Origin of the sequence: Streptomyces sp. WMMB303 (genome assembly GCF_029351045.1) — a bacterium.
Taxonomy (GTDB): Bacteria; Actinomycetota; Actinomycetes; order Streptomycetales; family Streptomycetaceae; genus Streptomyces.
Genome location: NZ_JARKIN010000001.1, coordinates 1,686,228 through 1,698,638, shown reverse-complemented (window position 1 = coordinate 1,698,638; position 12,411 = coordinate 1,686,228). Strand labels below are relative to the sequence as shown.

10 protein-coding genes are annotated in these 12,411 nt (G+C 70.6%); 7 read left to right on the top strand and 3 right to left on the bottom strand.

Annotated features, from left to right (window positions below; genetic code table 11):
- Positions 1 to 100: 100 nt before the first annotated feature.
- The 3 genes from P2424_RS07665 (at position 101) to P2424_RS07655 (ending at position 2,621) form a co-directional block, all read left to right on the top strand.
- Positions 101 to 715, top strand: a complete 615-nt coding sequence (locus tag P2424_RS07665; RefSeq protein ID WP_276475025.1) for a hypothetical protein — start codon at positions 101 to 103, stop codon at positions 713 to 715.
- Between the two features lie 192 nt (positions 716 to 907).
- Positions 908 to 1,441 carry a CYTH domain-containing protein gene (locus P2424_RS07660; RefSeq protein WP_276475024.1) on the top strand — a complete coding sequence of 178 codons (534 nt, stop codon included), beginning with the start codon at positions 908 to 910 and terminating at the stop codon, positions 1,439 to 1,441.
- Between the two features lie 64 nt (positions 1,442 to 1,505).
- Positions 1,506 to 2,621: a radical SAM protein gene (locus P2424_RS07655; protein WP_276475023.1), complete on the top strand. Its 1,116-nt coding sequence runs from the start codon at positions 1,506 to 1,508 to the stop codon at positions 2,619 to 2,621.
- Between the two features lie 160 nt (positions 2,622 to 2,781).
- Here P2424_RS07655 and P2424_RS07650 read toward each other — a convergent pair whose 3' ends face one another.
- Together P2424_RS07650 and P2424_RS07645 are read right to left on the bottom strand one after the other, a co-directional pair.
- Positions 2,782 to 3,345, bottom strand: a complete 564-nt coding sequence (locus tag P2424_RS07650; RefSeq protein ID WP_276475022.1) for a hypothetical protein — start codon at positions 3,343 to 3,345, stop codon at positions 2,782 to 2,784.
- 97 nt (positions 3,346 to 3,442) lie between these two features.
- Positions 3,443 to 3,898 carry an ASCH domain-containing protein gene (locus tag P2424_RS07645; RefSeq protein WP_276475021.1) on the bottom strand — a complete coding sequence of 152 codons (456 nt, stop codon included), beginning with the start codon at positions 3,896 to 3,898 and terminating at the stop codon, positions 3,443 to 3,445.
- A gap of 901 nt (positions 3,899 to 4,799) precedes the next feature.
- Here P2424_RS07645 and P2424_RS07640 point away from each other — a divergent pair.
- The 4 genes from P2424_RS07640 (at position 4,800) to P2424_RS07625 (ending at position 11,410) form a co-directional block, all read left to right on the top strand.
- On the top strand, positions 4,800 to 6,353 hold the full coding sequence (locus P2424_RS07640) for an SPFH domain-containing protein (RefSeq protein WP_276478869.1): 1,554 nt from the start codon (positions 4,800 to 4,802) through the stop codon (positions 6,351 to 6,353).
- Positions 6,350 to 7,696 carry an SPFH domain-containing protein gene (locus P2424_RS07635; RefSeq protein WP_276475020.1) on the top strand — a complete coding sequence of 449 codons (1,347 nt, stop codon included), beginning with the start codon at positions 6,350 to 6,352 and terminating at the stop codon, positions 7,694 to 7,696. The genes P2424_RS07640 and P2424_RS07635 overlap by 4 nt, the downstream gene beginning before the upstream one ends.
- A 356-nt stretch (positions 7,697 to 8,052) precedes the next feature.
- A complete protein-coding gene (locus P2424_RS07630; RefSeq protein WP_276478868.1) occupies positions 8,053 to 9,762 on the top strand; it encodes a SpoIIE family protein phosphatase in 1,710 nt (569 codons plus the stop codon).
- Between the two features lie 184 nt (positions 9,763 to 9,946).
- Positions 9,947 to 11,410, top strand: a complete 1,464-nt coding sequence (locus P2424_RS07625; RefSeq protein WP_276475019.1) for a glyceraldehyde-3-phosphate dehydrogenase — start codon at positions 9,947 to 9,949, stop codon at positions 11,408 to 11,410.
- Here P2424_RS07625 and P2424_RS07620 read toward each other — a convergent pair.
- Positions 11,314 to 12,252, bottom strand: coding sequence for a hypothetical protein (locus P2424_RS07620; RefSeq protein WP_276475018.1), 939 nt, complete (start codon positions 12,250 to 12,252; stop codon positions 11,314 to 11,316). The two genes, P2424_RS07625 and P2424_RS07620, sit on opposite strands and share 97 nt — an antisense overlap.
- Positions 12,253 to 12,411: the final 159 nt, after the last annotated feature.

The following is a 12,411-nucleotide window of genomic DNA, read 5'->3' as shown; positions in this document are numbered from 1 at the left end:
AGTAGCGACCCCCATAGAAGCCACGGGGACGGCGTTCGCCCTTGGCCCAGGACGCATGCCCCTGTACGCGAAGCACCCGCGCACTGGACGTTCGGTGCGTGTGCCGTACGTGGCTATGTGGGACAGCGAGCAGGCGGTCGCCGAGGCGACGCTGGCTGTCGCGCTCGGTCCCGCCCTGAAGCTGGCCTACCGAGGGCGGGAGTTTCCTTCTGATCGTGATGGGTTCGGGGTGCTGTGGGCGCGGTGTTCGTACTCGCCTGGAGTCGGCCGGCCGGACTTCGCGTCGATGCATCCGGGGCGGCAGTACGAGTGCATGTACGCGATGAAGTGCCAGGTCTGCGGCGGTCCGGCGGACCGCAACGCGGACGGGTGGCTCTTCTTCGGCTGGCGCAACGAGCTGGACCCGCCCTCGTGGCCGGAGGGTGCGCTGAGCGCGATGCCGCCGTTGTGCGCTAAGGACGCGCGGCTGTCGATGGCCGTGTGTCCCAAGAGCGGGGCCTTCACGGCGCTGCGGGTGAGGGTGCCCCGGCTGTGGGGAGTGGGCGGGGTGAGCTACCGCCTCACCGTCGACGGGTGGCGGCTCAACCACGGCGACACCGACATCTGGCTGCCCAAGGACGACCCGGGCCTGCACTCGATGCTCGCGTCCAAGCTGATCCGCGAACTGCGCAAGGTCACCCCCGTCGACCCGCGCGATCTGTGCACCGCGCTCTGAAGGACGAGATCTTGACTACCTTCCAGAAGCTCCGGCGCACTCTGACGCGCTGGTGCAGACCGAGAGGGCGATGGGACGTGCCGCGCCCGTTTGCTGTCCCGGTGGAGGACCGGCTCAACGAGTGGCTGCGCGATCCCGCACTCCTGTCAGACTCCGCTACCCGATCCCGTACGGAAGGAAGTTGGCACCCCCATGCACGTCATCGAGTACGAGGCCAAGGCCCTGGAGATCGACCCGGAGGCGATGGCCGCGCGCATCAAGTCCGCAGGCGGCACCTTCCACAGCGAGCGACTGATGCGCCGCTACGTCTATGACCCCATCCCCCCGGTCGACGGCCGCTGGGTGCGGCTGCGGGACGCGGGCGGCGCGGTGACGCTGTGCGTCAAGACGATCAGCTCGGACGCGATCGACGGTACCCAGGAGACCGAGACCACCGTGGGCTCCTTCGAGGATACCCACGCCCTCCTGGGCCTCATGGGGCTGTCCCACCGTTCGTACCAGGAGAACCGCCGCAGCTCCTGGCTGCTGGACGGCGTACGGCTGGAGATCGACACCTGGCCCCGCATTCCCCCGTACCTGGAGATCGAGGGCGACGACGAGGAACAGGTCTGGCAGACCGCCGAACGCCTCGGCATCCCCAAGGACGAGCTGACCAGCGAGAACACCCAGAAGATCTATGCCCGCTACGACATCGACCTCGACACCATCACCGACCTGCGCTTCTGACCCCACCCCCACACCCGCCGACCGGGGCACCCCTCTGTCCCGGTCGGGCACGGAAGGCGGAACGATGCACGACCCACTCGACGACGTCCCCGTCGCGGTCGTTCCCGACCGCACCCTCCGCGTGAAGATCATCGACGCGTGCGGGCTGGCCTGCACCTTCTGCCACAACGAAGGCACCCCCGTCGCCACCGACAACACCGGCCGCCCACCCGACGCCTTCGCCGGCACCCCCGGCCGCTCCGGCAGGGTCTCGATCTACCTGGCCACCAACGGAGCCGACTTCCTGCCCCAGCGCATCCCCGCCGACACGGACTTCGCGCTCGCCCTGGCCGCTGTCCGCGGCAGCCTCCCCATCAACGAGGTCCACTTCACCGGTGGCGAGCCCACCCTCCACCCCGACCTGCCCGGCCTGGTCCGCATTGCCCGCCGCCTGGACCTGACCGTCGGGCTGACGTCCAACGGCGAGAACGGCGCGGCCGTGTTGCCCGAGTGCGCGGAGGCCGGGCTGGACCGCATCAACCTGTCCGTCTTCGGCACCACCCCCGACGAACTCGCCGCCGTCCAGGCCCCCCGCCTCGCCTCACCCCGCCTGGCCGCCCGGAAACTCGACGCCCTCACGCGCACCATCGAGACCGCCACCCGGCACGGTGTGAAGGTCTCGGCCAACATCGTCATCCCCGACCACGACCACGTCGAGCGGGTCCTGCGGATCATCGAGCAGCACGGCCGCGATGTCGTCGTGCGGATGTTGGTGAACCTGGAAGACGACGGCGCCTCCCTCGCCGCCATGCGCGAGGTCCTCGACCACCTGGGCGCCGTCCCCGATCTCCGCGTCATCACCGCAGGCGCCTCCGACCAGCGCACCCGCTACCGCCTCCCGGACGGCCGCACCCTCTATGCCAAGAGCATCCGTCCCGTCCGCCTCCCCGAGACTTGCACCGGCTGCCGCTTCAACAACGACCGCGACTGCCAAGAGGGCTACTACGGCGTCCGGATGTACCGCGCCAAGAACGGCCCCTTCATGATCGGCGTCTGCATCCAACGCATGGACCTCTGCATGGCCCTCGGCGACTTCGTCATGAGCCAACGCTGCACCGAAGTCCGCAACTTCCGCGACGACGAAACCGCCCGCCTCACCGCACTCCACAGCACCCCTGATCGGAAGCCGAACCGAAGCTGAACACGCCCGATCCACCGGCGGTGATCGCGTACTCGGGGGGCGGACGCAGCCGGACGGCGGACTGGTGAGCTTGCACATGACGTAGACAGGGCGCTCACCGCGATGGCGGGGTGAGGGCTATGCCCGGGCCGCGGTGGTAGTCCTGCTGTCGGTTGTCCGTTCACGGCGCCGATGGCGATGGCGGTTGTCCGCGGCTGCCGGCGTCGGCTGCTGCCAGGGCCTCCGCCGCCACCTTTCGCAGTGCACGCCTGGTGATCCAGCGGTTATTCCCCCCGGCCAGGTACACCGCGGCATGTCCCACCCATTCCGAGTCGCTGAGGAGATGCGGCTTTCCCTCGGTGGTGAGCTGCCGCAGCAGGTACTCCAACCGGAGCACGTCCACTGCCCGGTACGGGCGCGTGTGCTGGTCGAAGCGCAACTGGTGGTCCTCGTACGGGTGGCGCAGCGTCATGTGCATCCAGCCGCCGTCGCGGGTGGCGACCATTCCCCTCGGCGTGTAGAGGCCTCTGCTGTTCGTGTTCCAGGAGTGCTTGCCCCAGGTGAGCCAGATGCCATTCATGACCCTGGACCACGGGATCAATTGCCCTTCGGAATCTGGAGTGTGCTGATAGAAGCCGTTCGAGCGGAATTCCACCCAGTGGGTATCAGGCCGTGTGGCGTCCCCGACTCCCCAACGGCCGTCGAGCAGTTCCAACGGCCCCAGGCATGTGCGGTCCTCCACCATGCGGTCATTGGATCACGTGCCGTGGTCAGCGTCACGGACGCGGGTCCGCCATGACCCACCGTGGAGCCCCGACGACTTGGGGCGCGGGGACGGCCGGTCAGGACGGATCGGGCAGGCGGGCCGCAACGCGAAATCGTTCCAACACGACCGGAGTGGTGTCGTGCACGGTGAAGTGAGGATTCCCCAGGGCCTCTCGCATCTCTTCGCTGTGCCAGAATTCCTCGTGGTCTGACCGCCACTTCTCGACTGTGGTGTGGCCTTCGCCTTCATCTCGTGCATGGGCGATGTCCACTTCGTCGAGCGGCACCACGCGGGCGTCCGTCACCTCGATGATCGCCACTGGGCGCCCTTCGGAGTCGACCACTGTCGAACGCCGGCCGACGGACGGGAGCGGTTCCCCGTCCTGCTCGTACTCGGCCAGCAGCCCGGTGGTGGCGGTCTTGGATCCGTCGAGGATCGCGGCGACGAGCCGGTCGCGGAGGGGGCCTGGAAATGCGAACTCGACCTTGGGCGGAAGCCCCGGCTCCCTGTGCTGATCGGGGTCGTCTGTCATGCGACGATCATAGAGTCGCATCAGGCGACGTCGGTCCCGGGCGGTCTGCGGCGCCGGGTGACCGCTACGGCACACCTGTGCGTTCCGTGTACGCGGCGACATTCGCTGCCGATGACGAAAGGTGACGTCTCGCGGGAAGCGTATCGCCGTGACTCTTCGGCCATAGTGCCGCAGATTGATTTCAAAGCGCCCATGGCCCTTTGCCCGTACGTGCGTCATGGGCGAAGAGAGTCCTGCCCGCTCCGTAAAGGAGTCTTCCCGAGGCGTACACGAGGCTCGTTGTCGGAGTGCGTCTGCGCCGCACCTTCCACACCTCAGCGCCGGTCCGAAGGTCCCATGCCTGCATGATGGGTTTCCTTCCGCCCTCGATCACGAGGTCGTCGACGATGACGGGATCCGGCAGATCCGACGCCCGGGGGTGAGGGAGTAAGCGTCGTCGCTGCGGGCGCCGTCACACCGGTGCCCGACAGCGGTGCGGATCGAGGGGTGTCGAGGGGTATGACGGATGGCCGCCTGCCCCGTGAGCAGGTCGGCGGGCCGCCAGCCGCACGAGGCGACGGCCCATATGGCGGCGGGCGTTGTGTACCGGAGGCAACGAAGGGTTCGCCGTGCTGTCACGATCGGGGATCCCGCCGTGGCTGCGGCGCTGCTCGTGGTGTGGGATGGCGGGAGCGCACGATGAGACAGAGGGGGAACTGTGGCCAGAGCGCAGAGCGTACGGAGGGTGGCTTCCGCGGTGGCTTCCGGTGCCGATCCCCGGCAGGTGGCGGAGGAGGAGGTCCGCAGGCGTACGGGCCGCTCCGCCGGGCGGGGGCCCACGCGGGGGCGGAGTGCCGAGGGCCGGGGCCAGGGGGAGGCCGGCCAGGAGGACCAGGACGTGCAGGAACCGCAGGACGAGGGGATGGATCCCGCGGACTTCCCGGCGGCCCGGGAGCAGGGCGGTTCGATCGCGACCGTGATGGCGCAGCGGACCGTCGCGTTGGACGAGGCGGGCGAGGCGCTCAACCAGAGCGGGCACAAGCGCGAGGACGGCGAGCAGGTTCATGAGATCTGCCCGATGGTGCTGCCGAAGGGCCGTTCGTTCCTGAGCATGCTCCCGGTGCTGATGCTGCTGGTGCTGGGCGCGGTGGGAACCGCTGTGGTGTCGACCGTGGACGACTCGCCGTTGATCAATCCGCTCTTCGGACTGCATTACTGGGTCGTGGCGCTGGCCGCGATCGGCTTCGTGTGGTGGCGGCAGGGCATGGTCATGGTTCCGGACGGCTGCCAGGCGCTGATCACCCGGTTCGGGAAGCTGGAGAAGGTCGTCGGGCCCGGCCGGGTCATTTTGATCAGCCCGTGGAAGCGCGTCTCGTACATCGTCAACACGGTCCGCGAGTACCCGTTCAACGCGCCGGTGCGGGAGGCGCCGACCAAGGGCGGGGTGAAGGCGTCGATCGACCTCTTCATCCAGTTCCGGATCAGCGACCCGACCGAGTTCGTCTACACGCTCGGTGCCGTCCGCGGCTTCGAGGAGAAGCTGAGCAACGCCGTCAGCGAGACCATCCGCAGCCTCATCTACGAGCAGGAGGCCGCCGGGATCTACGACATGGTCGGGGAGGACACCGGCCGGCTGCTGGAGCAGCTCAACCAGCAGTTCCGGCCCGCTGTCGAGCTGACCAACGCCAACATCACACACGCGGAGCCGGCCGACCGGGGCTACCGGATGGACCTGGCCGCGCCGGAGATGGTGCGGATGGCGAAGGAGGCGTACACCCACGAGTACGCGCTGATGCTGCGCAAGGAGCAGGACGAGGGCGATCTGACCAAGGAGTTGGCGACCAGCCACGAGACGCTCTCCGCGATCCAGGCGGACATCGCCCAGTACCAGGCGCAGATGGACACGGCCGTGGAGCGCGAGACCAACCGGGCCGAGGCGCTGGCCCGGCAGCGCTATGTGCAGGCCGAGTCCGAGGCGAAGGCGAACGCGGCGCTGCTGGAGGCCCAGGCCCTGGACATCCGGGCCGTGACGGCGGCCGAAGCGCCCGAGATCCTGGAGTACCGCTACCAGCGGCAGATCCTCGACGCACTGGTGGAGGTCGCCGACCATCTGCCGCGGCTGGTGCGGATCGGCGGTACGGCCGACGGCAGCGACGCGGCCGGGGTCGACTTCCTGCGCCTCGCGCGTGAACTGGTGGGGGAGCACGGCGGCGAGCTGTTCACGGAGGCCGACATGGCGGCTGTCCGGGAGCGTCTGGACGAGGTGTCCGCGCGGATCTCCGACCGCGAGAGCGAGATCGGTGCGCTGCTGGAGGCCGAGCGGCCCACGGTGGCCCCCGAGCCGGCCGAGCCGACCGAGTCGGCTGGGACCGCCGGGACAACCGGGGGCGCCGGGAACACCGGGCCCGCCGAGTCCGCTGGACCCGCCGGACCCGCGACCGACGTCGCGTACCACGCCGAGGAGGACGACCAGTGAGCAGCGCACACTCGAACCGCAGGTCGGTCATCTCCGAGGCGGTGGCGCCCTGGAGCGAGATCGCCCAACTGCTGCGGGGCGGCGAGGCCGGCACCCTGATCCCGGTCATCATCCCGCGCCACCGGCGCCGGCTGTGGTGGATGCTGCCGCTGTGGCTCGGACTGTTCGCCCTGCTGGCGGGCGTGATGCTCTCGCTGCGCGGTGCCGACGCCGAGGGGGCCTCCGACCTTGCCTACGGCGCGCTCGCCGGGCTCTCCTACGCCCTCGGCGGAGTGCTGCTGGTGATCGGCGGGCTCTGGTGGTGGCGCTCCTCGATCGTGGAGATCGAGCAGGGCACCCACGGGGTGCTGACCCGGTACGGCGCGGTCACCCGCACCCTGGACGCGGGGCGGCACTACCTGTGGCACCCCTGGTCGCGGGTCGACTTCGTGGTCGACACGGCCACCGAGATCCCGTACTCGGCGCCGGTGATGGCCTGTCCGACGCAGGAGAACGTGCCGCTGCGGTCGATCGAGTTCTTCCTGAAGTTCCGCATCACCGACGCGGTGCTCTTCGTCCGGACGATCGGCGCGGGCAACTTCGACCTGGTCCTCTCCAGCGCCGTGCAGGACGCCATCCGCCAGCGTGCCCGCCTGGTGCACACCGAGCACGCGTACGACCTGCGCGGCTCCGACGTGGCCGACATGCAGGAGCTGCTCAACCGGCTGCTGTCCCGCTACGGGGTGCGCATCACCGGCTCCAACATCCCGGACGTCCAGCTCCCGGCCCAGTACCAGCAGCACTTGGCCACCCGGGAGCGGGTCGCCAAGGAGCGGACCGCCTACGAGCAGGAGTGGGGTCTGACGCGCAAGCGCCGGATCGACAGCCTCGGCATGGACATCGAGCGGGCCAAGAAGGTGCGGGACGCGCGCATCGTGGAGGTGAAGGCCGCGCTGAACAAGGCCCGCGAGCAGGTGGCGCAACTGCTGGAGGAGCAGGAGACCAATGCGCAGCGGGTGCGGTTCGAGATCGAGACGGAGGGCCGCAGCGGTCTGATCGCCGCCGAGAACGAGGCCCGGGCCCAGCGCGCGCTGGCCAAGGCGTACCGCGACAACCGCGCGGTGCTCCAGTACGAGTTGGCCCGCCGCCGCCTCGAGGTGGGCACGGAGCTGGCGGGGAAGGCGCCCCGACCGGTCGTCGTGCGTACCGACGGCGGAAGCGGGGACAGCTCGGCGCTCTCGACGCTGCTCGCCGCGCAGCTCCTGCCCCGGATGACGCCGCTGTCCGCCGGGGAGGCCTGGGCGGGGGACGCGGCCGGTGCGGCGGACGGCTCCGCAGGCCCGGACGAGGGAAACCACGGCTGAGCCCGGGTTGCTGGGAGAGCTCGCGGGTGAGGTGCCTGATCCCGGGCCCGGCGGAACACCTTCCGCCGGGCCCGGGACCGTAGGGGAGGGGCGGCCCGCCGGGCGGGCGACCCTGTCCTGTGGCGGGGGCCGGTAGCCGCAGGACAATGTCCGTTTCTTGCGATACATTCGCTTCTGTCTGCATGCATTCGCTTTGGCGGATGCCGGTTGCGGCGTCGGCGCGGGCTGTGCGCAGTGGGGGTGCCGGGTCGGTGCCGGGACGCCCGCGAGCCATCGGTGGAGGGACTGTGACGGGGGAGCTGGGCAGGGCGGAGGCGCTGCGGCTCGCGGGGCTCACGGCCGCCGCCGACCCCGGCATGGACCGGTTCGCGCGGCTCGTCACCCGGTTCCTCCGCGCCCCGGTGGCGCTGGTGTCCCTGCTGGAGACCGAGCGGCAGGTCTTCCCCGGCATGGTGGGGCTGGCCCGGCCCTGGGCGGAGCGGCGCCAGACGCCCCTGAACCGGTCCTTCTGCCAGCACGTCGTCCACAGCGGTGAGCCGCTCGTCCTGAACGACGCGCGACTCGACCCGCTGACGCGTTCGAGTCTGGCCGTATCCGAACTCCAGGTGATCGCCTACGCCGGGATGCCGCTGACGGACGCCGACGGCCATACCCTGGGGTCGCTGTGCGCGATCGACCACGAGCCCCGCGAGTGGACCGAGTCGGAGCTGCACGATCTGGCCGACCTCGCGGCCGCCTGTTCGGTCGAGCTGCGGCTGCGGATCGCCAGCGAGCAGGTGCGGCGCGACCGGGACCACGCCGGGCTCCTGCTGCGCGCGTCGGTCGAGCTGGCCCGCTCCCGTGATCTGACGGATGTGGTCCGCAGGCTGCGCCACCTGTTCGACGGCTCCGCCAAGCCGTCCTATGTGGGCCTGCTGCTCGCCGACGGTCAGGAGCTGCGGCGCGTGGTCGAACCGGAGGACGTGCGGCCGATGGAGGCGGCCGTCCCGTCCATGGCGGTGGACTCCGGGTTCCCCAGCGCCCGGGCGATGCGCGAGCAGCGGGCGGTCTTCGTCCCCGACCATGCCGCCCTGGAGGCCGGCTACAGCGCGGAGGCCGTGGCGGGGTACGACGCCCTCGGACTCGTCTCCGCGTTCTGCGTCCCGCTGGCCCGCCGCCGCGGGGTGCTGACCTGGTCCTGGGCGGGCGCTCACGTGCTGGGCGTGACCGAGGAGGCGGTGCTCACCGCGGTCGCGGGCTATGTGAGCCAGGCCGTGGAGCGGATGCGGTTCGTCGAGAGTCGGCTCAGTACGGCGCAGCAACTCCAGTCCGCCATGCTCACCGAACTGCCGGACGTGCCCGGCCTGGAGATGTCCACCCTGTACCTGCCCGCCGAGGACCAGGACATGGTGGGAGGCGACTGGTACGACGCCTACGTGCTGCCGACCGGACCGGGCGGGCGGCGGTCCTGCCTGGTGGCGTCCATCGGGGACGTCATCGGACACGACATGCGGGCCGCCGTCGTGATGGGGCAGGTGCGCAGCATGCTGCGCCAGGCCACGCTCGGCCACCCGGAGCGCTCGCCCGCCGTCGCGCTGGCGGCGGTCGAAGCCGCCTTCGCCGCCCTGCCGCTGGGGCCGGGCGCCACCGCCGTGCACGCCCGGCTGGACCCGCAGCAGGACCGGTGGCGGCTGACGATGTCCAACGCCGGGCATCCGCCGCCGCTGCTGCGGCTGCCCGACGGCCGGGTCTCGACGCTGGACGCCCACGACCTCCTGCTGCTCGACGCCGCGATCGGCCTCGAGCGCTGCGAACACGAGTACGAGATCCCGCCGGGCGCCGTGCTCCTGCTGTACACCGACGGCCTGGTGGAACGCCGGGACAGCGACGTCGAGGAGGGGATCCGGCGGGCGATGTCCACACTCTCCGCGTACGGGGACCGTCCCCTGCCGCAGCTCCTGGAGGCGCTCTCCAGTGGCGTGAAGAACTCTCCGGGGCACGACGACATGGCCGTCCTCGCGATCCGCGTCACCGATGAGGCCGGGGGGACGGGCCGCCGGTGGCGACCCGGTGACCCGGGCCGGTGACCTGCGGCCCGGTGGTCCCGCCGCGCCGCCGGGCGGTCAGACCGCCGAACCGGGACCGTCCGGCTGTCCGCTCCGCCCTTCGGTCCGGTCGCTCGCCCAGGCGTTCGGCTGTGCGCCCGGCCGTCCGGGGCACTCCGCCGGACGGGTTAGCATATGAGCGCCGCCTAGCTCGAAAGATAGATCTGTGACTGTCAACGACGACGTGTTCACCAACTGGAAGCACCGCGAGGAGATCGCGGAATCGATGATCCCGATCATCGGGAAGCTGCACCGGGAGCGGGACGTCACCGTCCTGCTGCACAGCCGCTCCCTGGTGAACAAGTCGGTGATCAGCATCCTCAAGGTCCACCGCTTCGCGCGGCAGATAGCCGGGGAGGAACTGTCCGTCACCGAGACGCTGCCGTTCCTCCACGCGCTCACCGCGCTCGACCTCGGCCCCTCCCAGATCGACATCGGCATGCTCGCCGCGACCTACCGGAACGACGACCGCGGTCTGTCCGTGGCGGAGTTCACGGCGCAGGCCGTGGCCGGTGCGACCGGCGCCGACAAGATCGACCGCCGGGCCTCGCGGGACGTGGTCCTCTACGGCTTCGGCCGTATCGGCCGCCTCCTCGCCCGCCTGCTCATCGAGAAGGCCGGTTCCGGCAACGGCCTGCGCCTGCGCGCCGTCGTCGTCCGCAGGGCCGCCGGTCAGGACCTGGTCAAGCGGGCCTCGCTGCTGCGCCGCGACTCGATCCACGGGCAGTTCCAGGGCACCATCACCGTCGACGAGGCGAACAGCACGATCATCGCCAACGGCAACGAGATCAAGGTCATCTACTCCGACGACCCGACGTCGGTGGACTACACGGCGTACGGCATCAAGGACGCCGTCCTCATCGACAACACCGGCAGGTGGCGCGACCGGGAGGGCCTCTCCCAGCACCTGCGTCCGGGCATCGACAAGGTGATCCTGACCGCGCCCGGTAAGGGCGACGTGCCCAACGTGGTGCACGGCGTCAACCACGACATGATCAAGCCGGACGAGCGGATCATCTCCTGCGCGTCCTGCACCACCAACGCGATCGTCCCGCCGCTGAAGGCGATGGCGGACGAGTACGGCGTGCTGCGCGGTCACGTGGAGACCGTCCACTCGTTCACCAACGACCAGAACCTGCTGGACAACTACCACAAGTCCGACCGGCGCGGGCGTTCGGCGCCGCTCAACATGGTCATCACCGAGACCGGTGCCGCCTCCGCCGTCGCCAAGGCGCTGCCCGACCTCGAGGCGACGATCACCGGCAGTTCGATCCGCGTCCCGGTGCCGGACGTCTCGATCGCCATCCTCAACCTGCAGCTCGCGCGCGAGACCAGCCGCGCGGAGGTGCTGGACCACCTCCGCGATGTCTCGCTGACCTCGCCGCTCAAGCGCCAGATCGACTTCACCAGCGCCCCCGACGCGGTCTCCAACGACTTCATCGGCTCGCGCCACGCCTCCATCGTCGACGCGGGCGCCACCAAGGTCGAGGGCGACAACGCGATCCTCTACCTCTGGTACGACAACGAGTTCGGCTACTCGTGCCAGGTCATCCGGGTCCTCCAGCACGTCTCGGGGGCGGAGTACCCGACCTTCCCGGCTCCGGCCTCCGCCCCGGCCGCGGGGGCCTGATCCGGCGGACCGTCCGGGCGGCGGGCCTGCCCGCCGAGCGGGAGTCCGTGCTCGTCCGCGAACGCCCGCCGGCACAGGCCGTGGCAGAAGCCGTACAGGGTTCCGTCGTGTACGAGGGTGAGCGTGGAGCCGTCGAGCTCCACGCTCATCCCGCAGATCGGGTCGGTCAGCGTGCCCTTCGGAGCGCCCTCCGCCGAGGCCCGCTCCGCCTGCGCGGGCCCCTCCCGGTGGTCGGCGGCGTGCTCGGGCTCCCCGCGTTCCCCGGGGCTGGGCTCCCCGCGTCGGTCGCGGTACTCCCGGGAGAGCAGCTCGGTGAGGTCCAGGCTGCTCATGGCCCTGCCGTACAGGCCGACGCCCCCCTCGGAGATGCCGTCCACGAGGACCACCGCGTGCGGCTCGCGGCGCACCCGGTCCGGGTGGCGTCCGGCGGCGCGCTCCGTCTCGGCCAGTACGTCGGTGACGATCCGTACCGAGTGCGCCGACATCTCTTTGCGCCACGACGCCGGCACGGTGATCCGCACCAGATACCGCGGCGGGTCCGCCGGGTCGGCGGGCGGCCGGACGCCGAGCACCCAGGCGGCGGGCTCGTGCACCAGTACCTGGGTGAGGGCGCGCTGCGCTTCGAGGACCTCGAGGGCATGGCTGTCGTCCTCCACCATGAAGGTGTCGATGAGCCGCTGCCCCAGCGCCTGCTGCTCCGCTGCGCTCAGGGCGCCTTTGGGTACGAACACCTCGATCAGCAGCATCCCGCTCTCCTTCCTTCTCGCTCCCCGCGGCCGGGAGTCGGCCGCCTGTCCGGTGCCGGCGCCGAAGACGATACGGCCGGGGGGTATCGGTGGCATCCCTCCAGGGGAGGAGTCGCGCCTTACCCCCACGGCAGTAGTCGTTCTCCGTCGCCGCGTGGCCGGCCTTCTGTCCTGCGGGTTTCCGGCGGTTTCGGGCGGGCACGCGGAGTGCGGCCCAGGCGCGGGCGGCCAACCGCGGGCCGCTTCACCGCGCCG

Excerpts from the sequence above, each read along its gene's own strand:
- P2424_RS07640 (WP_276478869.1), top strand. The coding sequence starts at position 4,800 with ATGGATCCCGCGGACTTCCCGGCGGCCCGGGAGCAGGGCGGTTCGATC.
- P2424_RS07645 (WP_276475021.1), bottom strand. The coding sequence starts at position 3,898 with ATGACAGACGACCCCGATCAGCACAGGGAGCCGGGGCTTCCGCCCAAG.
- P2424_RS07630 (WP_276478868.1), top strand. The coding sequence starts at position 8,053 with ATGGACCGGTTCGCGCGGCTCGTCACCCGGTTCCTCCGCGCCCCGGTG.
- P2424_RS07650 (WP_276475022.1), bottom strand. The coding sequence starts at position 3,345 with ATGGTGGAGGACCGCACATGCCTGGGGCCGTTGGAACTGCTCGACGGC.
- P2424_RS07620 (WP_276475018.1), bottom strand. The coding sequence starts at position 12,252 with ATGCCACCGATACCCCCCGGCCGTATCGTCTTCGGCGCCGGCACCGGA.
- P2424_RS07655 (WP_276475023.1), top strand. The coding sequence starts at position 1,506 with ATGCACGACCCACTCGACGACGTCCCCGTCGCGGTCGTTCCCGACCGC.
- P2424_RS07660 (WP_276475024.1), top strand. The coding sequence starts at position 908 with ATGCACGTCATCGAGTACGAGGCCAAGGCCCTGGAGATCGACCCGGAG.